This window comes from Streptomyces sp. NPDC050704, from assembly GCF_040654355.1.
Lineage (GTDB): Bacteria > Actinomycetota > Actinomycetes > Streptomycetales > Streptomycetaceae > Streptomyces.
On the sequence record NZ_JBFAHW010000156.1, the window covers coordinates 1 to 21,243 of the forward strand.

Sequence of the window (21,243 nt, forward strand, 5' to 3'; positions counted from 1 at the left end):
GTGGCGCCGGACCATGGCGCCACCACCCGGCCGCAGGTGGGGCTCACCCCCTACGGCAGCCCGTGTACGTGCGGCCCCACCGAGTTCGACCACGCGTTGCCCGCCGACGCGTCCCAGTTCGTCGACCAGGTCATCGCGCCGCGCAGGTCCGGATAGGTTCTCGACGGCTTGAAGGAGCCGCAGTTCGTGCCCCTGGCCAGGCAGTCCAGCGCGTTGTTCACGATGGTCGGCGAGACGTAGCCGCTGCCCGCGCCGCGCGTCGAGGCCGGGAGGCCCAGGCCCACCTGGGACGGGGAGAGGCCGCCCTCCAGCTGGATGCAGGCGAGGGCGGTCAGGAAGTCCACCGAGCCCTGCGAGTAGACCTTGCCGTCGCAGCCGAGCATCGAACCGCTGTTGTAGTACTGCATGTTGACGACCGTGAGGATGTCCTTGATGTTCAGGGCCGTCTGGAAGTAGGAGTTGGACGTCGACTGCATGTCGATCGTCTGGGGGGCCATCGTGATGACGAGAGACGACCCCGCCTTTGACGACAGCGAGCGCAGCGCCTGCGTCATGTACGTCGCGTTGAGGCCGTTCTCCAGGTCGATGTCGACGCCGTCGAAGCCGTACGTCTGCATGAGCGAATGGACGGAGTTGGCGAAGTTCGTCGCCGAGGTGGAGTCGTTCACCGACACCGCGCCCCGCTCGCCGCCCACCGAGACGATCACCTTCTTGCCCGCGGCCTGCTTGGCCTTGATGTCCGCCTTGAACTGGTCGACGGTGTAGCCGCCGAGCCCGGCCGAGTCCAGGTTGAACGTCACCGCGCCCGGAGTGCCCGTCGCGTCCGCGAAGGCCACCGCGATGATGTCGTACTGGGACTGGACGTCGGAGATGCGTTGGACCGTCGCGCCGTTGTCGAAGTTCTGCCAGTAGCCCGTCACGGCATGCTTCGGCAGTGCGGTGCCGCCGTCCGAGGACGCCTTGGTCGTGCCGGTGACCGCCGTCGACTTCGCCGACTCGCCCGCCGCGTTCGTCGCGGTGACCTGGAAGGAGTACGAGGTGGACGCGGCCAGCCCGGAGACGGTCGCCGAAGTCCCGGTCACCGCAAGGACCTTCGTACCGCCGCGGTAGACGTGGTAGCCGGTCGCGCCCGGCACTGTGTTCCAGGCGAGGGAGACGGCGGAGGACGTCGTGGACGCCACGTTCAGACCGGCGGGCGTCGAGGGGACGACCGGGTCGGGGTCGCCGCCCGCACCCCCGTCGGGCCCGAACACGGACACGTCGTCGGCGAAGTACGCAGGCTGCCCGTACCAGCCGTGGGTGTAGACGGTCACGGAGGTCGTGGCCGCGCCCGTCCGGAAGGACGTCGTCAGCTGCTTCCAGGAGGCGGAGTCCGGGGTCCAGGCCGCCACGTCCGTCGTACCCGTGCCGCTCACGCCCAGGTACGCGTACCCGCCCCGCACCCACGCGCTCAGCGTGTACGTCGAGTCGGGCCTGACCGCCACCGTCTGGGCGCACTTGGCGTTGTCCTGGCCGGCGGGTGTGGCCTTCAGGGCGGCCGTACCGCCGTGCACGGGCGAGGAGACGGTGGCGCCGCTGCCGGCCGAGCAGGTCCAGCCGGCGAGGCCCGACTCGTAACCGGCGTTCCTGGTGTTGTTGACGTCGGCGGCCGAGGCCTGGCCCGCCAGGCCGGTGAGGGAGAGGACGGACGCGGTGACGGCGGCGGCCAGGGCTCCCGCCCAGGTGCGTCTGCGTCGGGGCATGCCTGGTGAGCGGTTCACTGAGGGCCTCCCGGTGGGGGATCGGAAAGGGGAACGGTGGCCACCGCCGTGGACGTACAAGCTGGTCCAGACCAATCCGGTTGTCAAGGCTTTCGTCGGGCCCAACATCCTTGCCGCGCGGCCGAGTTGGGGCATATGTGCTTCACTCTCCGTGGATCAAGGAGCCACCTTCGGTGAGTTGATCTCGGAGATCCGGTGTTGAGCGGGGGATGCCGTGGTTAAGGTGCATATGCAGAAGGGCCGCACGGTGACAATGTGTGTCCCTATGTGAAGGTTCATGGCGAAACAGGGGCGATCTGAGGCGGTGGTTGACCACCCCGCCGCAGTGAACGGGGTGGTGTGCAGCGTGCCGACCGCGATAGCCGTCACCAGTTCCGATCTGGTGCTCCCGCCGCACGACCGGCAGACGCCGCCCGCCGCCGTCCAGCCCCTCGAAAGCCTCGAAAGCTCCCTCACCGGGATGCACGCGCTCATCGAGCAGCACGGTTACGTGATCGCCCTGTATCCGGCCTCCACGCCGGGCGACGTCACCCGGCGCCTGCACGCCGTGCGTTCCGTCCTGGAGAGCGACCGCATCGCACTGCTCGGCATCGACCTGCCGCCGCTCGGCGTCGCCCTGCTCGCCCAGCAGTTGCGCCAGCTCTCCGTCTGCGACTTCAGCCCCGGCGTGCTCGCCTCCGCCGCCCGGCTGCTCGCGCACTACATCTACGCCGGCGCCCTGCTCAGCTCGGTCGCCAAGCTCGACCGGGTCCCGGTCTCGCTGAAGTCGCACGCCAAGTCGTGGGTGCCGGGCGCCCAGTTCGCCGTACTGGCCAATCCGCGGCCGCAGTTGATCCGGGTCGGTCAAGGAGAGCTCCCGGGGCCTGAGTTCGGGACGCGGCTGCTCGTCGCGCCCGGGCAGCTGCCCGCCGACTGGCTCACCGAGACCCTCGCGCCCGCCTGGCGCGTCCAGGGTGTCACCACCGTGCCGCTGTCCGCCGAGTCCACCCGCTGGTGGGGCACGGGCAAGCTCGCCGAGTTCGCCGCGGGGCTGTACGACGTGTCCGTGCTCTACCAGCTGGTCTCGTCCGTACGGCGCGAGGAGTGCCACTGGTGCGGGCTCGAACTCATCGGTGACCGCTGCGGGTTCTGTGCGGCGCCGCTGCCGCCGGCCTCGGCGCGGGAGCTTCCGAAGGCCAGGGTGCGGGCAGCCTCTTCGGTACGCGCCCTGCCTCGGGGAGCTACGTAAGCCACGTACGTCACGTAAGCCATGCATGCCACGCAAGTCGCGCAGACAAGGTAAGTCACGCAAGCCGAGCAAGACGTGCAAGTCATGCAAACCAAGCAAGTCGTTCATACCGAGCAAGACGTGCAAGACGTGCAAGTCCCGTACGTACACCTGAATAACGGTGCACACCAGACACGACCGTCAGACCCCGCCGTCCCCGTCCCCGCCCCGATCGAGGTTGTCCCCGCATGAACTCACGCCAGCGCCGCGGCGTCATCCTGCTGGTCCTCTCGGCCCTGGCCGCCCTGGGCGCCTTCGTCGGAGTGCTCTCGGTGATCCGCGATGTGGACTCGAAGGTCGGCCCGGAGGTCGCGGCGTACCGCCTGAAGGGCGACATCGCGCCCTACAAGGAGCTGTCGGACGCCCAGTTCGAGAAGGTCTCGATGCCCAAGCGGTGGCTGTCGTCCACCGCCGTCACCAACCTCTCCGAGATCCGCGGCAAGATCGCGGTCACGCAGTTGAAGGAGGGCTCGCTGCTCCAGAGCGACATGATCGTGGACCGGCCCGAACTGGAGGCCGGCCAGCAGGAGATCGCGATCATGATCGACGCGGCGACCGGTGTGGCGGGCAAGATCAACCCGGGTTCGCGGGTCAACATCTACGCCACGTTCAAGGACGAGACCGACAACGGCAAGGACCAGTCCAAGGTCATCGTCGAGAATGCCCGCGTGATCGACGTCGGCAAGCTGACGGCGCTCGACCCCGGGCAGTCCAGCAACGACCGCCGCCGGACCGCGAACGAGGCGGTCCCGATCACCTTCGCCCTCGGCACCGCCGACGCCCAGCGCGTCGCGTACGCCGAGTCGTTCGCCGAACACGTCCGGCTGGCCCTGGTCGCGGACGGCGCCGACACCACCGTCGCCCCCGGAGACCGCACGTACACCCTCGACGAGGACAAGTAGGAGGCCGTGATGCGCTCAGCCCCCACGAGGCCCTTGACGACAGGGCCCAGGGCGTGTCGCCCCGGGCCCGGCCGAGGAACCGGCCGAGGAATCGGCCGATGACCATCCGAATCCTCCCCGCCGTCGGCGACATCGACTCGGCCCGCGCGCTCACCACCCTCCTGAGCCAGCTCGCCGACGCCGAGCCCGCCCCACCGGTCGCGGACACCACGTCACTCCTCGACACCCTGGCCCGGCTGGCCGCCGAGTCCCTGGACGAGCTGCCCGAGGTCGTCCTCGTACACGAGCGGATCGGCCCGGTCCCCGCGCTGGAGGTCATCCACGACCTGGTCCTGCGCTTCCCGGCCGTCGGCGTCGTCCTCATCACCGCCGACACCAGCACCGGCGTACTGACCGCCGCCATGGACTCCGGCGCCCGCGGCATCGTCGGCCTGCCCCTCGGCTACGACGCCCTCGCCGAACGCGTCCAGGCCGCCGCCGCCTGGTCCATGGGCATGCGGCGCCATCTCGGCAACGGGACGCCGGAGTTGTACGCGGGACCCGGCGGCACGGTCGTCACCGTGACCGGCGCCAAGGGGGGCGTCGGCGCGACCGTCGCCGCCGTCCAACTCGCCCTGGCCGCCCAGGCGTCGGGCCGTTCCGTGGCCCTGCTCGACCTGGACCTCCAGTCCGGGGACGTGGCCTCGTACCTCGACGTGCAGTTCCGCCGCTCCATCGCCGACCTCGCCGGGATCAGCGACATCAACCCGCGGGTCCTCCAGGATGCCGTCTACAGCCACGACACCGGGCTCGGACTGCTGCTCGCCCCCGCCGAGGGCGAACGCGGCGAGGAGATCACCGACCGGGTGGCCCGGCAGGTCCTCGGCGCCCTGCGCTCCCGCTACGACGTCGTGGTCGTGGACTGCGGCGCCCAGCTGAACGCCGCGAACGCCGCCGCCGTCGAACTGGCCGACCAGGCCCTGCTGTTGGTCACCCCGGACGTGGTCGCCGTCCGCGCCGCCAAACGCATGGTCCGCATGTGGGACCGCCTCCAGATCCGCAAGGCCGAGGAGACGCTGACGGTCCTCAACCGCTCCTCCCGCGGTACGGAGATACAGCCGTCCCTCGTCGAACGCGTCACCGGCACGAAGGTGGCCCGTTCCACAGTGCCCGCCGCCTTCAAGGAACTCCAGTCGGTGGTGGACGCGGGCCGGATGCAGGACCTGGACAGCAAGTCCACGGTCAAGCAGGCGCTCTGGGCCCTGGCGGGGGAGCTGGGGCTGGTGGTCGCGCAGGAGAGCGGCGGCGGTGGCGGGCGCCGCCGCAAGGCGTCCTCGGACCGGGGTGCCCTCTCCCTCCGCCGCAAGGCCCAGGGCGACCGGGGCGCGGTCACCCTGGAGTTCGCCGGCATGTTCCCCCTGCTGCTCGTCGTGATGACGATCCTGTGGCAGTGCGTGCTGTACGGCTACACGTACTCCCTGGCGGGGAACGCGGCGGACGAGGCGGCCAGGGCCGCCACGGCGGCGTACGCGGCCGGCGGCGACCCCCAGGGCGCCTGTGAGGCCGCGGGCAAGGAGAATCTTCCGGACGCCTGGCAGGGAGCCGCCATCGGCTGCAACCGGGAGGGCGACGTCTGGAAAGCCGACGTCAACGCCCAGGTCCCCCTGTTCTTCCCGGGCTTCGACGCGGGCTGGCAGGTCGACGGCGAGGCGGGAGCGGCCGTGGAAGGGGATGTCGACTGATGCCCGGAAACCGCGCCCTCTTCTCACTACTGCTCCCTCGCGGTTCGTTTCCGGCGCGACGGCGAGCGACCACGGCGGTGGATGCCGGCGGCGCCGAACCCGCAGCGAACCGTCGCTGGGGCGACAGAGGCGTCTCCATGCTGGAGTTCGCCGGGTTCCTGCCCATCCTCCTTCTCGTCGGGCTGGCCACCATTCAGCTGGGCCTCGTCGGATACGCCGCCAACCAGGCCGGATCCGGCGCCCGGGCCGCCGCGCGGGTCGCCTCGCAGGGCGGGGCGGGCGAGGCGGCGGGTGCGGCCGCCATGAGCGACTGGCTCGACGCGAACGTATCCGCACCCATGGGAGGAGGAGACACGACCACCGCCACCGTGATCGTGCAGGTCCCGCTCCTCATCCCGTTCGTGGACGAGGGCTGGACCGTGCGCAAGAGCGCCACCATGCCCAACGACGAAGACGACTGACCTCCATGCCGAACCGACCTCCCCCGGAAGGGAGTTGAAGACATGAGCCTCAGGGCCCGTATCGCCGCCCCCGAAGAGGGCGGATCCGGCCGCGAGGACGGACACCTCGTCGCCGTCTACCGTGCCAAACTGCTCGAAGAGATCGACCTCGCGGAGATGTCGAGCCTCGCGGCGGCCGAGCGCCGCACCCGCCTGGAGCGCGTACTCGGCCACATCATCAGCCGAGAGGGCCCGGTCCTCTCCTCCGGCGAACGCGCCCAGCTGATCCGCCGGGTCGTCGACGAGGCCCTCGGCCTCGGCGTCCTCGAACCGCTCCTCGCCGACGCGTCGATCACCGAGATCATGGTCAACGGCCCCGACTCGATCTTCGTGGAGCGCGCCGGACGCGTGGAGCAACTGCCCATCCGGTTCGCCTCGAACGAGCAGCTGATGCAGACCATCGAGCGCATCGTCTCGACCGTCAACCGCCGAGTCGACGAGTCGAACCCCATGGTCGACGCCCGCCTGCCCACCGGCGAGCGCGTCAACGTCATCATCCCCCCGCTCGCCCTCACCGGACCGACCCTCACGATCCGCCGCTTCCCCCGCGCGTACACGCTCCCCGAGCTCATCGGCCTCGGCTCGCTGGACGAGCAGATGCTCATGCTGCTCGCCGCCTTCGTCCGCGCCCGCTTCAACGTCATCGTCAGCGGCGGTACGGGCACCGGCAAGACGACCCTCCTCAACGCGCTCTCCGGACTCATCCCGTCCCAGGAGCGCATCATCACCATCGAGGACTCCGCCGAACTCCAGCTCCAGCAGGAACACGTGATCCGCCTCGAATCCCGCCCCGCGAACGTGGAGGGCAAGGGCCAGATCACCATCCGCGACCTCGTCCGCAACTCCCTGCGCATGCGCCCCGACCGGATCATCGTCGGTGAGGTCCGAGGCGGCGAGACCCTCGACATGCTCCAGGCCATGTCCACGGGCCACGACGGCTCCCTCGCCACCGTCCACGCGAACTCCGCCGAGGACGCCCTGATGAGGCTCCAGACCCTCGGCTCGATGTCCGAGGTCCAGATCCCCTTCGAGGCCCTCAAGGACCAGATCAACTCCGCGGTCGACGTCGTCGTCCAGCTCACCCGGCACGCCGACGGCTCCCGCAAGGTCACCGAGATCGCGCTGCTCGTCTCGCACGGCCGCGAACAGTTCCGCGTCGTTCCCGTCACCCGATTCGTCCCCCGCCCCACCGGCCCCGACCGCGTCGTCCACGGCCACTTCGAACACCTCCCGCTGCCCCGCTCGGTCGCCGAGAAGCTGTACGTCGCCAACGAACCGCTGCCTCCCGCCTTCGGCGTCGCGGAAGCCATCGACGTACTGCAGACAAGGCAGGCCATCGGATGACTCATCGGATGACCCTCACCACCCTCACCACCCTCACCACCCTCACCACCTGCTCGACTGTCGGAAGGAGCGAGCCGTGAACGACCCGGCCCTGCTCGCCCTCGGCGCCACCGTCCTGTGCGGCACACTCGCCGTCGCGGGCGTGCACACGTACGCGTCCGGGCGCGCCCAGCGCCAGGCCCTCGTCGACCGCCTCTCCGGCGGCGGCCCGCTGCGCACCGCCGCCGGCCGCGCCCGCCGCTTCGCGTCCGTCGATCGCAGGCTCCGCCGGACCCGCCTGGGCCGCACCATCCAGCTGCGCCTCTCGGCGACGGGACTCGACGTGACGGCGGGCGAGTTCGCCACGTACGTCGCCGCCGTGGTCGCCGCCCTCTGGCTGATCGCGGCCGCCGTGCTGGCCCCGTTCTTCGGCCCCATCGCCGGCCTGATCGGCGTCTGGAGCGCCGCGATCTTCCTCAACTGGCAGCGCCAGAAACGCATCGAGGCCTTCATCAACCAACTCCCCGACGTGGCCCGCATCCTGGCCAACGCGGCGGCGGCCGGCCTCGCCCTGCGCACCGCCCTGGCGATGGCGGCGGAGGAGCTCGAAGCCCCGGCGGGCGAGGAACTGGCCCGGGTAGCCGACCAGTTGACCCTCGGCCGCTCGGTCGACGACGCCCTCGGCGAACTCGCCGAACGCCTCCCGTCCCGCGAACTCGTCGTCCTCGTCACGACCTTGGTGCTGTCCAACAAGGCGGGCGGCTCGGTGGTCAACTCCCTGCGGAACCTCACTCAGACCCTGGAGGACCGCAAGGAGACCCGGCGCGAGGTCCGCACGATGCTCTCCGAGGTCAACGCGACCGCCTTCACGGTCCCGCTCCTCGGCTTCGGCTCCCTCGTCCTCATCAACTCGTCGAACGAGGGCGCCCTGGCCAAGGTGACCGGCTCCCCACTGGGCCAGACCCTGGTGCTCATCTCGATGGGCCTCTACACGATCGGCTTCTTCGTCATCCGCCGCCTCGGCAAGATCGAAGTATGAGCATGCGCATGAGTCTGAGCATGAGTACGAGGAGGAGGGGATCACCTTGCTGGCCTTGCTGCTCGCCGCACTGATGGGCCTCGCCGTCGGGGGCATCTTCCTCGGCATCCGCATGTACCGCGCGGACGCCAAGCTCCCCGGCGACATGGCCCTCGCCCTGGAGGTCGGCTCGACCCGCGTCTCGAAGGCCGACTCGGCCGTCGACCGCCTCGGCATGCGCTTCGCACCGCTCGTCCTGCGCCTGATGGGCCCCCGCCGGGTGGACGCCAAGCGCCGCCGCATCGACATGGCGGGCAACCCCGCAGGACTGACCGTGAACCGCTACGCGGCCCGCCGGGCGGTGTACGGAGTCTTCGGCGTCGTACTCGCACTGGTCTTCCTCACCAACGGCCAGCTCCTGTTCGCCCTGCTGACCCTGGCCTTCGGCCTGCTGGCCGCCGACGCCCTCATCTGGCAGGCGATCCGCGAACGCAAGGACGTCATCGACCGCACACTCCCCGACTTCCTGGACGTGCTGGCGGTCGTGGTCTCGGCGGGCCTCGGCTTCCGCCAGGCCCTGGACCGGGTCGCGGAGCGGTACGAGGGTCCATGGGCGGACGAACTCCGCATCACCCTGCGCCAGATGGACATGGGCGTCAGCCGCCGCCAGGCCTTCGACGAACTCCGCAGGCGCAACTCCTCCGAACAGGTCGCCCAGTTCGTCTCGGCGTTGCAGCAGGGCGAGGAACTGGGCTCCCCGATCGCCGAGACCCTCATCCAGCTCGCCACGGACATGCGCCGCACCGACGCCCAGAACTCCCGCCGCCGAGCCGCGAAGACGATCCCCAAGGCGACGATGGTCACGCTGGTCTTCATGCTTCCGGCCACGATGATCCTCATCGCCACGGGAATGTTCCTGGGTTCGGGCACGAACTTCGGCTCGATCCTGGGGCGTTGAGATGACGTGGCTTTGGAAGCAGGGCCGGGCTACAGCGCCCCATCAGGGGCGCGGGGCTGTGACATCTGCGGCTCCGCCGCGTGGGCGCGACAAGCCACAGCGGACCCGCAGTTTCAGAACAACCCTCCTTACCGGTCGCTTCGGCGCTCGGGCCACCGGTTACCTCGCAGATGATGCCCCGGCGCCCGGCAACGTCCGCCTCCAGCTCAACGCCCTCCAGGCCCTCTGCCGGCAGGCGTTCGCGGTCCGGCTCACCCTGATCGCGCTCGGCGCCCCCTTCGCGATGGCCAACGCGGCACACGGCCCGTCCCGCTACGGCGTCCTCGCGGCCGCTGTCCTGGGCGTCATGGGCTCGTACGCCATGCTCAGGGACTGGGACCGCTTCGCCCCCCGCCTCCTGGCCCACCCCACCCTCATGGCGGTGGACCTGTTCTTCGGCGCGATACTCCTGCTGACCGCGTCCCCCGCCTCCCCCCTCGCATACGCCGCCGTCTGCACCCCGCTCCTCTCCGGCCTCCTCTACGGCTGGCGCGGCTCCGGCGTCTTCACGGGCCTCCAACTCGTCGTCCTGCTCACGGTGTTCAGGGCCTGGGAACACCGCCCCGGCACCGGCGCCAGCACCCTCCTCATCGCCGGCTTCTGCATCGCGGCCGGCATCATCGGCGTGACCCTCCGCAACCTGATGTTCCGCTTCGGCACGGCAGGCCAGGCCCTCGCGGAGGCGAACTCCCGGCTGGCCGTGGCGGAGGCCGTCGAGTCCGAACGGGCCCGGCTGGCCCGCGAGATGCACGACTCCGTGGCGAAGACCCTGCACGGCCTGGCACTGTCCGCCGAGGCACTCGCCATCGCCGCCGACCGCGATCCGGACTCCCGCGCCCTGAAGGACCAGGCCACGGCGGTGGCGGGCGCGGCTCGCCGAGCCGCGGCGGAGTCCCGGGACCTACTGCTCGACCTGCGCCGCCACACGACACTGACAAGCCCGCAGACGGACTTGAGGACGGAACTGACGGTAAGGCTGAGGGACTTCGAGTCCCGAACGGGCATCACGGCAACGCTCCACCACCAGCCCGCCCAGACTCCCGTCCCTCCCCTCTCTCCTGAGACGGCACACCAACTCCTGGCGATCGTCTCGGAGGCGCTGGAGAACACCTACCGCCATGCGCACGCAAGCCGGGTGGAGGTGTACCTGGACACCCACTCCGGCGGGTCCGCGTTGCACTTGACAGTGCGGGACGACGGAACGGGCACGTCCGTATCCCTCGATGACGTACAACTCCTGGCGAAATCCGGCCACTTCGGTCTCCTCGGCATGCTGGAGCGCGCGGCGTCGATGGGCGCGGGCATCCGGCTGCGCCGAGGTGAGCACGGAGGCACGGAGGTCGGCGTGGACATCCCGCCGGCCGCATCCCCCTCGAACACTCCCCAACAGGAGGCCGCACATGCCTGACCAGGCACTTCCCGGCCCACCCCTGCGGGTGCTGGTGGCCGACGACAACCCGGTCGTGCGGGCGGGCCTCGCGGCCCTGCTCGGCGCCCACCCCGACATCCGGGTCGCGGCGCAGGCGTCGAACGGCGCGGAGGCGGTCACGGCCGCGACCCGCCACCGCCCGGACGTGGTCCTCCTGGACGTACGCATGCCCGGGACGGACGGCCTGACCGCACTCCCTTCGCTGGCCCGGCTCGCCCCCGTGATGATGCTGACGTACAGCCGTGAACCCGAGGTGGTGGCCGAGGCGTTGCGTTTGGGCGCGGTCGGCTACCTGGTGCACGGCGAGTTCACGGCCGAGGAACTGATCGAGGCGGTACGGGAGTCGAGTGACGGGCGATCGGTCTTCACTCGCTCGGCTTCGACTGTCTCGGATTCGCTCAGCGTTTCGTACGAACCGAACGAAAGCTCTTCGCATCTGCAATCAGTTGTGGCACAGTCGTCGAAGGCTCGACCCGCCTACGCGGTGGGGCTCCACCGCCGCGACCGCAACCCACGCGATTTCGGGCTGAGTTCACGGGAGGTGGAGGTCATGGATCTCATCGCGGCCGGCATGAACAACCGGCAGATCGCCGCCACGTGCTTCATCAGCGAGAAGACCGTCAAGAACCACATCAACCGCATCTTCGCAAAGCTGCACAGTTCTTCGCGCAGCGAAGCGATCGCCCACTGGCTGGGCACAGCCCAAGGGGGGTGGAACCGGTGACTCCAATCTCGGGAAGTTGGGCCCCTGGACCCACCCTCAGTAGGCGGGTTCTCACGTACGGTGCGCGGGACGGTAGTGGTTTTGGGTGGGAGGGAAGGGATCACTGTGACCAAGAGCCTGGAGCCGGAGACCTCCACGGGGGCGAAGCAGGCGGTTCGGGGATGGGTCCGGACCGTGACCTCCCGAATGCGGGGACGCGACGGAGACGCGGGAGCGGGCTTCGTGGAGTACGCGGGGCTGATGATTCTGATTGCGGGGATCTTCACGCTGATCGACCAACTGGGGTTGGACGGCACGATCTCGGCCGCGATCGGCGACGCTGTCGACCGGGTCGTCGGCGGCGGGGGCTGATCCCCACTCTTCTTCGCAGCGACCGAGGGCAGACCCTCCCGATCTACATCTGGCTGACGGGGATTCTGCTCTTCGCAGCGTTCGCGTTTTTTGCGTTTGCCCAAGCGGCGTCCGCCCGGAACGGAGCTCAATCCGCGGCGGACGCTGCTGCGTTGGCTGCGACGCAGAGCGCTCGGGACGAGCTGATGGAGGAGCTGGGAGGCGCCATCGGAGTCGACGACAACTGGCTGGACTGGCTCGACGGCGATCAGTTCGAGGGCGCCGGGGCCACGGCCGCGGCCCAGCAGCTGGCCGCCGACAACGACTCAACGGTCCCGGGTGGGGCTCAGCGCACCACCATCAACGGTCTACCTGGATTCCGGGTGGAGATCGAGACGAACTACACGGTGGGCGACTCGATCATTCCGGGCACGGAGTCCCAGCGCGCCAGGGCGGATGCCACGGCCGTCATCGAGCCGCGGTGCGACTTCGACCTGGACGCCGATCCCACGGAGCTCATCACGCTGAACTGTGACGGCGAACCCGTGGACATCGACCCCGAAGATTTCGATTTGGACGACCTTCCCGACGCGTCCGTGCTGTTCTCTGTGCATCTGGCCGAGTGAAAGGAAGCCGTACCAATGGACTTTCGGCACACCATGCGGGGCCGCAGGGCACTGACCGCTGTGGCGATCACGACTGGGCTGGTCCTCACGGTGGCCGGTTGTGGCGGCGGAGACGACGGCGGTTCGGACAAGAAGGCGTCGTCCTCGTCGCCGGCGAAGAGTGATGGGGGCGGCGACAAGGAGGAGTCCCAGGCACCCTCCGGTCAGCAGACATTGGCCACCGCCAAGGATGGTGACATCACAGTCACCATCACCTCTGCCGAGCGTGAGCAAGGCGGCTTCGTTACCGTGTCTGGGCAGGTCACGAACGGTGGCAGCGGTTCCTGGCTTGGTGCTGAATGGCAGAGCGACGAGACCGAGTTGGCCAGTAACGGTGGGTCGCTGTCGGGCGCGAGCCTGGTCGATCAGGAAGGCAAGAAGAAGTACCTCGTGCTGCGGGACACCTCCGGTCGCTGCCTCTGTACGAAGTTCGCCCGTGTAAGGCCGGGCGACTCCGCAAGCTGGTACGCCCAATTCCCCGCTCCACCAGAGAACACGACCAAGGTCACCTTCCAGGTCGGTGCCATGCCCCCGGCCGACATCGAGCTTTCCGAGGGCGAGTAACCATGCCCCTCACCCTCCGCACCACAGCGACGACCCTCACCGCCCTCACCACCCTCGCCTTCCTGATCCCCCTCACCTCCGCCCACGCGGACGAGAAGGACCCCAGCGCCCCACCAGGCAGCGTCAGCTCCTCAGCGCCCCCGGAAGTCGACGCGAACAGCCCGGGCCTGAAGCTCGCCGACGGCGCCACGCTCGCGCCCGCGCGGGTGCTGGACATCAAGTCGGTCGTCGAGGACCTCGGTGGTGAGGAACGCCGCGAGGACACGAACGAGGACGTGACGTTCGCGCTCCAGGCGGAGGTCCTCTTCCCGAAGGACAGCTCGAAGCTGAACCCGGAGGCGCGCTCCCGTATCAAGGCGATCGCGGACGAGATCAAGGCCCAGAACGCCACGAACGTCCGCGTCTTCGGCTTCACGGACAACCTCGGCTCGTACGCGCATGGCGTCACCCTCTCCAAGAACCGCGCGGAAGCGGTCCACGACGAGCTCGCGGCCGGCCTGGGCCCGGACATCACCTTCGAGGTACGCGGCTACAGCGAGGACTACCCGATCGCCGACAACACCTCGGAACAGGGCCGCCGCAAGAACCGCCGCGTGGAGGTGACGTTCCCGAAGGTCGCGGAGCCAAGCCCCAACCAGAGCTGAGTCGCTGCCGGCGTCCTGCCCGTCCCCCGATCCGCGGCGGCGTGTGGGCCGAGCGAGTGAATTCCGTGGACGCGCATCACAGGCCCGGCAGGTGGCCACGGCCCTGGTCGGCGGCCTCGGGCCCGGCGGTGCGGCGGGTGGTGTCGAGGGGCGACGGGCGCCGAGATCCAGCATTCTGGACGCAGATGCGATCACGCGGCCAACATTGGGGAAGTCGAGTCCCATGAGCGAATCAGAGTTTCCGCCGGAAGGCCGGCCCGTGGACCTCTATCTCGACCTGTTGCGTGTCCGAATGACTCCAGCGGACTACGCGTTGCTGCTCCGCATGGTCGAGCCCGTACTGGAGGCGATGCAGGAGCAACGTGCCGGACCGATCGAGTTGAGTCTGCAAGGCGTGGACGGCGCCAGCGTCTCGCAGGAGATCCGCGACGAGGCGTCTCTCGTCGTGGCCGTCGCCGCCACCGGGCGTCTGGACAACCAGATCGTCGAGATCGAGACCGAGGAGACCGGCCGCGTCAGGGTCGTCACGGATTCGGACACCGCGGCCGATCCCGCCCGGTGCAAAGAGATCGCCGACTTCATCGGTGAACGGCACCGGCAGGACGAAGAGCTGCGAGGCATCGCCGAGGTGAGCGGCCTGCCCACCGATGTCTGACACGCATCGCGGGGTCCGGTCTCCGCTCTCCGCCGCGGGGATCCGCCCGAGACGTTCTGGTCACGCTGGTCACGGCACGAGGATGATCTTGCCCGTGGTGCGCTTCTCCTCGATCGCGCGGTGCGCCGCGGCCGCTTCGGCCAGCGGGTAGGTGCGTTGGACCGTGACCCGCAACCGGCCCTCCTCGATGCGTTCGGTGATCCGCTCCAGCACCTGTCCGGAGGGCTCGGCCGTGACCCAGACGTAGCGCAGGCCACGGTCGACGGCCTGCCGTTCGTCCGTGCCCGGGTCGATCGACGCGCCGATGAGCAGACCGCCCGGCCGGAGCACGTCGAGGGAGCGCGGCCCGTACGAACCGCCGACCAGGTCCAGGACGGTGTCCACCGGGGCCACCGAGGTCCGGAAGTCGGCGGCGGTGTAGTCGATCAGTTCGTCGGCGCCCAGACCGCGCAGGAAGTCGTGGTTGGCCGCCCGGGCGGTGCCGATGACGTGTGCCCCGAGTTCCTTGGCGAGCTGCACCGCGACGTGGCCGACGCCGCCCGCCGCCGCATGGATCAGCACCCGGTCGCCGGCCCGGACCCCGGCCAGCACGGCCAATGCCTGCCAGGCGGTGAACGCGACCAGGGGCACGGCCGCGGCGTGCACCAGGTCGAGGTTCTTGGGCTTGGGGGCCAGCGCGGTGGCCGGTACGGCGGTGTACTCGGCGTACGCGCCACGCCGGGTGACCGCCAGCATGCCGTACACCTCGTCGCCCGGCGCGAACCGCGTCACGCCCCGGCCGATCCGCATGACGACGCCGGCCACGTCGTTGCCCGGCGTCCACGGCAGGGTGACCAGCCCCGGCACACGGCCCGCCCGGAGAACCGCGTCGCCCGGGTTGACTCCGGCGCCGGCGACCCGCAGCAGTACCTCCCCGGGACCGGGCTCCGGCACGTCGGTCTCGTCGTAGGCGAGCACCTCAGGACCGCCGAACGCCGTTTGGACGATGGCATGCATACGGGCGGACATCAGGACTCCTCGTCGCTCTTCGGCAGTGGGTCTCGCTGCGTCCCATGGTCCGCCCGTGCTGGAGCTGATCGCCGGCAAGTGGACCATGCTGGTGTTGGTGGCGCTGGAGGACGGCCGGCCCATGCGGTTCGGCGAACTGCGCCGGCGGCTGGACGGCGTGACGCCGAAAGTGCTGACGGGGACCCTGCGGGCGCTGGAGCGCGAGGGACTGCTGACGCGCATTCTGTACCCGACCGTGCCGCCGTGCGTGGAGTACCGGCTGGCCGGGCTGGGCCAGGAAGTGGGCGGGCTGGTGCAAAGCATCACCGACTGGTCGCAGGCGAACATCGCCGCACTCCAGGCCGCACGGGAGGAATTCGACGAACGCGCCGCCCGCCAGGCCCCTGGGGCCGCCGACAACATGCCCTTCGTGCAGGTGAGCCGCGCACGGGGGAGGGGCGTCGGTTCAGCTGTGGTCCCGGGGCGTCGGACGGCGCGTGGTGAGCAGGAGCGCGATGTCGTCGGGCCGGTCGGCGACATGCCGGGCCGTGGCGGTGAGCCGGTCGGCGACACCGGCCAGTGAACGGCCGCCCGGGCGGGCGGCGGGGGAACCGGCCCGGGCCAGCGCCACGCGCAGCGCGGTGATGCCCTCGTCGATGTCGACACCGGGCCGCTCGACCAGTCCGTCGGTGTAGAGCGCGAGAATGGCGCCCGGCTCCAGCTGCAACTCCGTCACGGGGTACTGGGCGTGCGGGTCGACCCCGAGCACGACACCGCCGGGGATGTCCAGGATGTGGGTACGGCCGTCCGGGTAGCGGATGATCGGCGGCGGATGGCCCGCCCGGGCGACCTGGGCCAGGCCGGTGCCGGGGTCCAGCCGGATGTAGCAGCAGCTGGCGAACTGGCCGGGATCGAGGTCGATCAGGAGATGGTTGGTGCCGCTCAGGACCTCGTCGGGCGGCCGGTCGCCGAGCGCGAAGGCCCGTACGGCGCTGCGCAGCTGCCCCATGGTGGCGGCCGCCTGGACTCCGTGTCCCTGTACGTCGCCGATGACCAGGGCGAGACCGTCCCCGGACGCGACGACGTCGTACCAGTCCCCGCCCACGTCCATCCCCTGTGTGCCGGCCAGATAACGCCCGACGGTCTCCACCCGCGGGTGTGCCGACAGATGCCGGGGGAGGAGGGCCTGTTGCAGTCCGCGGGCGAGCGCGGCCTCGGTGTCGTACCGCCGTGCCTTCTCCATCGCGTGGGCGATCAGTCCGGCGAGGGCGGTGAGCACCGAGCGTTCCTCGGTGGAGAAGGCACGGGAGCGGTCGAACCCCAGGATGCAGGAGCCGACCGGACGCCCGGAGGCGATGAGCGGCAGGAAGGCGCGAGCTCCCTCCGTCGCGTCCATGGGGATGCCGGGGTAGGCGGCCGCGAGCTGCTGCATCGACTCGAAGAAGAGTGGCCGGCCGCTGGTGAGGGTCTCGACGCCGGGCAGCCGGACGTCGAGACCCACCCCTTCGAACGGGGCGAGGAAGTTCTTGGGGAAGCCCGTCTCCCAGGCCAGGTACAGGTGCCGGTCCTGCAGCAGATAGATGGCGAGCCGACGGCCGCCGAAGGCCGGCAGCAGCTCCTGCATCACCACCGCGGACACCTGGCGGGCGGTGACCGCCTCGGTCAGCGCGATCGCGAGGATGATCGGGCGGTACAGCGGGGCCATGGAGGTGACTTCGGCGGCGGATCCGTCGGCCAGGGGCATGACCGCCGGCGCGGGCCTCCCGGGCGAGGGTGCGGGCTCGGGCGGCGGGTCCGCCATCCGGTTCGCCGGGACGATTCTGCAGGTCAGAGTGTCGGGGCCGGGATAGACGGAGAGGGCGAGCCAGTCACCCCCGTCAGCGTGCGGGGCGGGCTCCCCGCCGTGCCCGGTAGGCCGTACGGCGTGAAAGTGCACCGGGTCCGGTGACAGCAGGGCCTCGCGCAGATGGTCCTCGTAGGCGGGCTGGTCCAGCCACGGCACCCCTTCCCACAAGGAGTAGCCCAGAAGCTCTGTCCGAGGCCGGCCCAGGAGCTGCGCCGCGCGCGGATTCGCGTAGGTGATCAGTCCCAGCCGGTCGAGGCAGAGCACGCCCTCCGGGAGCAGGTCGGCCGCTCCGTCGGCCGCCGGGCCGATGCCCGGGTCGAGGACGATGCCGCAGACCGGGTGCGTGCCGGGCGCCACGGACGTGTCATGCGGCGTCCAGAGGTCCAGCAGCCGCAGTGTGCCGTCGGTGGTGCGCACGGGCAGCGGCAGGGGCGGCGGTCTTCCCGCGGCCGTCTCCCGCAGGGTGGTCAGGATCTGGTGCGCGTCGGTGCCGGCCACGGCGTCCGCGAGTGCCTGCGGGGTGCCGGTGAACTTCTCCGGCGCCGCGGCCAGCAGCGCGTGCAGACGGTCGTCCGTGGTCACGACGTCGGTCGCCGGGTCCCAGCTGAAACGCCCGATGTGCCCGACCGGCGGGGCCGCGGCCGGTGGCCGTACGCACAGCGGCTCGCCCTCCCAGGCGACCGCAGGACCGTCGCCGTCCTCCAGGCTCCGCAGAGCCGTGGCCAGGTCCTCGGCCAGCTCCGCCACGCGGTCACGGTCGGGCAGCACCTCGACGGCGTCCGACACCGAGGGGCGCAGGACGGTCAGTACGCCGTAGGTCGTCGACGCGCCCACGACGGGCACGTACACGGACCCGAACTGGAACGGCAGGCCCGCCGCGAACTGGGGGTAGCGGCGCATCGTCTCCGTGGCGTCCGGAAGCACCACCTGGACACCGAGCCGGTAGGCGTCGGCGACGGGGAACCGACGGTCCACGTGCAGCCGCCACCAGGGCCGGAACAACGGCCCCGGCAGGCCCGCGAGCACGGCGAGCCGCAGCAGCCCGGGCGTACCGGAGCGCAGGTACACGCCGCCCGCGAAGCCGCCGGCCGCGCTGATGGCCTCCGTCGTGATCCCGGTCAGCAGCGCGGCCAGGCGTCCGGGCGTCCGGATGTCGTGCTCGGGGCTCCCAGTCATCGGCCCTACCTCGTCCGTGCGCCGCCGGGTGGCTGACACAGCAAGAATGCGTCACGACGCCCTTCGCCTGCACCCTGACGAGGAGCTCCGCCTGTGGACCCGACGAGGCTACCGGGGCCGGGCCGGGCACCGCCTCGATCCCCTCCGGAGAGCCGCGTCAACATCGGTCTCATCCAGCGGAGGTGATCCGACGATCGACCCGGTCGTCCCGATGGCACTGGCTGCCGACTGCCGAGGACGCTTCGGGCGCGAGGTCCGGCGCCGGTGCGACAGCAGGGCCGGGCCGTCGCCCGGTCCGTCAAACGCGGCGAACCGGTGAGCGCCGGTCTACTGCGCGCCCGGGAACGCCTCTAGCCTCGGCGTACAGGTCTCATACACCGGAGAAGCAGATGGACTACTACGATCTCGGCACCCACAGCCGCCCCGTGACGACGTCGTCCGCGGAGGCCCAGATGTGGTTCGACCGCGGTCTGAACTGGTCGTACGCCTTCCACCACGAGGAAGCCGTCTCCTGCTTCGAGGCCGCCGCCGCCGCGGACCCCGACTGCGCCATGGCCCACTGGGGCATCGCCTACGCCCTCGGCCCGAACTACAACAAACCCTGGGAGTTCTTCGACGGCGAGGATCTGACCCGCACCGTCGACCGCACACACGCCGCCGTGGAACTCGCACACGAGAAGGCAGCCGGCGCGACCCCCGTCGAACAGGCGTTGATCGGTGCGCTGCGTGCCCGCTATCCGCAGGCGGAGGCCGTCGAGGACTGCTCGGTGTGGAACGAGCCCTACGCCGACAGCATGCGCGCCGTGTACGAACTCGCCCCGGACGACCTCGATGTCACCACGCTCCACGCCGACGCGCAGATGAACCTGACGCCCTGGCAGCTGTGGGATCTGCGCACCGGCGAGCCCGCCGAGGGCGCGCGCACGATCGAGGCGAAGGGGGCCCTGGAGCGGGCGATCGCCACCGATGCCGGGGCGGGGCACCCCGGCGCCCTGCACATGTACATCCATCTGATGGAGATGTCCCCGAGCCCCGAGACCGCGCTGCCCGCCGCGGACCGGCTGCGCGGCCTGGTCCCCGACGCCGGCCACCTGCAGCACATGCCCACCCACCTGGACGTGCTCTGCGGCGACTACCGGCGTGTGGTCTCCGACAACAGCGCGGCGATCGTCGCCGACGAGAAGTTCCGCGCGCGGGCCGGGGCGATGAACTTCTACACCCTGTACCGGTCGCACAACTACCACTTCAAGATCTACGGGGCGATGTTCCTCGGCCAGGCGAAGACCGCCCTGGAGACCGCCGCCCGACTCGAAGCCTCCATTCCCGAGGAACTGCTGCGGGTGCAGAGTCCGCCCATGGCGGACTGGCTGGAAGGCTTCCTCGCCATGCGGGTGCATGTGCTGATCCGCTTCGGCCGCTGGGCCGACCTCGTGCAGGTGCCGCTGCCCGCCGATCCGCGGCTGTACTGCGTGACGACCGCGATGCTCCACTACGGCCGCGGTGTCGCGTTCTCGGCCACCGGCCGGATCGCCGAGGCCGAGGCCGAACGCGAACTGTTCCGCGAGGCGGTCACCCGGGTTCCGGAGACGCGGATGCTCTTCAACAACACCTGCGTGGACATCCTCGCGGTCGCGTCGGCGATGCTCGACGGCGAAGTGGAGTACCGCAAGGGCAACCACAAGGCCGCCTTCGCCGCACTGGAGCGGGCGATCGCACTCGACGACGGCCTCCCCTACGACGAGCCGTGGGGATGGATGCAGCCCACCCGGCACGCGTACGGCGCCCTGCTCCTCGAACAGGGGCGCGTCGCGGAGGCGGAAGCCGTCTACCGGGCCGATCTGGGGCTCGACGACACCCTTGCCCGCGCCTCGCAGCACCCCGGCAACGTCTGGGCCCTGCACGGATTCCACGAGTGCCTCGTCCGGCTGGGCAAGGCGGGGGAGGCACAGATCGTGGCCCAGCAACTGAAGATCGCCACCGCCCTGGCGGACGTACCGATCGAGGCGTCCTGCTTCTGCCGCCTCGAAACCGTCACCGGCGCCGGAGCCGCCGATACCGGTTGTTGCTGAGGCCGATCGGCCGAAGGCCTCATCCGGCCAGGTCCCGCTCACGGCCGACCCGAGTGTGCCTTGAGGCCGAGCGGCCCGCGCCCGTAGGGGCTCGGCGTACCCCTTGACTTCGTACGGTCATCGCGCCACATTTCTGACTCTGCATCAGAACCCGGACACCACAAGCTCGTTGCTTCCCGGGGTGCACAGCACGCTCTCCCATTCCTTCGCCCTGCTGGAGGGCCCTGCCATGGCCACGAGCGCGGACCCTGTCAGACGTACCGAATCCTCCTCCGCGCCCGGCCCTTCGCGGCGCGCGATGCTCGGCGGGGCGGGTGCCGGGCTCGCGCTGGCGGCCGGTCTCCCGGGACTCGCCGGGACCGCCGACGCGGCCGAGCCGCCCCTGCTCGGCACGTACGACGTCGTGGTGATCGGCTCCGGAGCGGCGGGGATGACCGCGGCGCTGACGGCCGCTGAGCAAGGGCTGAGCTGTGTCGTCGTGGAGAAGGCGGCCACCTTCGGCGGCTCGGCGGCCCGCTCCGGCGCGGGCATCTGGATCCCGAACAACTCGGTGATCCTCGCCGCCGGTGTCCCCGACACTCCGGCGAAGGCGGCGCCGACACCCTGGATCTGGACGCCGACACCCTGTTCGCCTGGACCCGCACCCCGGCAGGGCCCACGCTGTTC

20 protein-coding genes are annotated in these 21,243 nt (G+C 70.4%); 17 read left to right on the forward strand and 3 right to left on the reverse strand.

What is annotated here, in order from left to right; all coding sequences use genetic code 11:
* Positions 1–50: 50 nt before the first annotated feature.
* Positions 51–1,742, reverse strand: coding sequence for a glycoside hydrolase family 18 protein (locus AB0I18_RS46790; RefSeq protein WP_363111944.1), 1,692 nt, complete (start codon positions 1,740–1,742; stop codon positions 51–53).
* A gap of 364 nt (positions 1,743–2,106) precedes the next feature.
* Between AB0I18_RS46790 and AB0I18_RS46795 the strand changes: the two genes are divergently transcribed.
* From AB0I18_RS46795 to AB0I18_RS46860, 14 genes are all read left to right on the forward strand, one after another.
* On the forward strand, positions 2,107–2,988 hold the full coding sequence (locus AB0I18_RS46795) for a hypothetical protein (RefSeq protein ID WP_363111945.1): 882 nt from the start codon (positions 2,107–2,109) through the stop codon (positions 2,986–2,988).
* 227 nt (positions 2,989–3,215) lie between these two features.
* Entirely contained in the window at positions 3,216–3,929 is a 714-nt protein-coding gene (gene cpaB, locus AB0I18_RS46800; protein WP_363111946.1) for a Flp pilus assembly protein CpaB, read from the forward strand.
* Positions 3,930–4,027: 98 nt separating this feature from the next.
* Complete coding sequence (locus tag AB0I18_RS46805; RefSeq protein WP_363111947.1) at positions 4,028–5,650, forward strand: AAA family ATPase; 1,623 nt, start codon at positions 4,028–4,030, stop codon at positions 5,648–5,650.
* A gap of 137 nt (positions 5,651–5,787) precedes the next feature.
* Complete coding sequence (locus AB0I18_RS46810) at positions 5,788–6,111, forward strand: TadE/TadG family type IV pilus assembly protein (protein WP_363111948.1); 324 nt, start codon at positions 5,788–5,790, stop codon at positions 6,109–6,111.
* Positions 6,112–6,153: 42 nt separating this feature from the next.
* Positions 6,154–7,494, forward strand: a complete 1,341-nt coding sequence (locus AB0I18_RS46815) for a CpaF family protein (protein ID WP_363111949.1) — start codon at positions 6,154–6,156, stop codon at positions 7,492–7,494.
* A gap of 76 nt (positions 7,495–7,570) precedes the next feature.
* A complete protein-coding gene (locus AB0I18_RS46820; RefSeq protein ID WP_363111950.1) occupies positions 7,571–8,512 on the forward strand; it encodes a type II secretion system F family protein in 942 nt (313 codons plus the stop codon).
* A gap of 46 nt (positions 8,513–8,558) precedes the next feature.
* A complete protein-coding gene (locus AB0I18_RS46825) occupies positions 8,559–9,449 on the forward strand; it encodes a DUF5936 domain-containing protein (RefSeq protein ID WP_363111951.1) in 891 nt (296 codons plus the stop codon).
* Between the two features lie 58 nt (positions 9,450–9,507).
* On the forward strand, positions 9,508–10,896 hold the full coding sequence (locus AB0I18_RS46830) for a sensor histidine kinase (RefSeq protein ID WP_363111952.1): 1,389 nt from the start codon (positions 9,508–9,510) through the stop codon (positions 10,894–10,896).
* Positions 10,889–11,641, forward strand: coding sequence for a response regulator transcription factor (locus AB0I18_RS46835; protein WP_363111953.1), 753 nt, complete (start codon positions 10,889–10,891; stop codon positions 11,639–11,641). The genes AB0I18_RS46830 and AB0I18_RS46835 overlap by 8 nt, the downstream gene beginning before the upstream one ends.
* A gap of 105 nt (positions 11,642–11,746) precedes the next feature.
* The gene (locus AB0I18_RS46840; protein WP_363111963.1) at positions 11,747–11,992 is read left to right on the forward strand and encodes a hypothetical protein; all 246 of its coding nucleotides are present in this window, start codon (positions 11,747–11,749) and stop codon (positions 11,990–11,992) included.
* Positions 11,992–12,597 (forward strand): pilus assembly protein TadG-related protein, encoded by a 606-nt coding sequence (locus AB0I18_RS46845; protein WP_363111961.1) that lies wholly within the window; start codon positions 11,992–11,994, stop codon positions 12,595–12,597. Before AB0I18_RS46840 ends, AB0I18_RS46845 begins: the two co-directional genes overlap by 1 nt.
* A gap of 15 nt (positions 12,598–12,612) precedes the next feature.
* Complete coding sequence (locus AB0I18_RS46850; RefSeq protein WP_363111954.1) at positions 12,613–13,200, forward strand: hypothetical protein; 588 nt, start codon at positions 12,613–12,615, stop codon at positions 13,198–13,200.
* 2 nt (positions 13,201–13,202) lie between these two features.
* On the forward strand, positions 13,203–13,844 hold the full coding sequence (locus AB0I18_RS46855) for an OmpA family protein (protein ID WP_363111955.1): 642 nt from the start codon (positions 13,203–13,205) through the stop codon (positions 13,842–13,844).
* 223 nt (positions 13,845–14,067) lie between these two features.
* Positions 14,068–14,499: a hypothetical protein gene (locus tag AB0I18_RS46860; protein WP_363111956.1), complete on the forward strand. Its 432-nt coding sequence runs from the start codon at positions 14,068–14,070 to the stop codon at positions 14,497–14,499.
* Positions 14,500–14,568: 69 nt separating this feature from the next.
* On the opposite strand, the gene AB0I18_RS46865 is transcribed toward AB0I18_RS46860, so the two are convergent.
* A complete protein-coding gene (locus AB0I18_RS46865) occupies positions 14,569–15,507 on the reverse strand; it encodes an NADP-dependent oxidoreductase (protein ID WP_363111957.1) in 939 nt (312 codons plus the stop codon).
* A gap of 55 nt (positions 15,508–15,562) precedes the next feature.
* On the opposite strand from AB0I18_RS46865, the gene AB0I18_RS46870 reads away from it, so the two are divergent.
* Positions 15,563–16,069, forward strand: a complete 507-nt coding sequence (locus AB0I18_RS46870) for a helix-turn-helix domain-containing protein (protein WP_363111958.1) — start codon at positions 15,563–15,565, stop codon at positions 16,067–16,069.
* Here the strand turns inward: AB0I18_RS46870 and AB0I18_RS46875 are convergent.
* A complete protein-coding gene (locus AB0I18_RS46875; RefSeq protein ID WP_363111959.1) occupies positions 15,953–18,508 on the reverse strand; it encodes a SpoIIE family protein phosphatase in 2,556 nt (851 codons plus the stop codon). The two genes, AB0I18_RS46870 and AB0I18_RS46875, sit on opposite strands and share 117 nt — an antisense overlap.
* A gap of 389 nt (positions 18,509–18,897) precedes the next feature.
* Between AB0I18_RS46875 and AB0I18_RS46880 the strand changes: the two genes are divergently transcribed.
* A complete protein-coding gene (locus AB0I18_RS46880) occupies positions 18,898–20,577 on the forward strand; it encodes a hypothetical protein (protein ID WP_363111960.1) in 1,680 nt (559 codons plus the stop codon).
* Positions 20,578–20,875: 298 nt separating this feature from the next.
* A partial coding sequence (locus tag AB0I18_RS46885) for an FAD-dependent oxidoreductase (protein WP_363111962.1) occupies positions 20,876–21,243 on the forward strand: 368 nt, incomplete at its 3' end.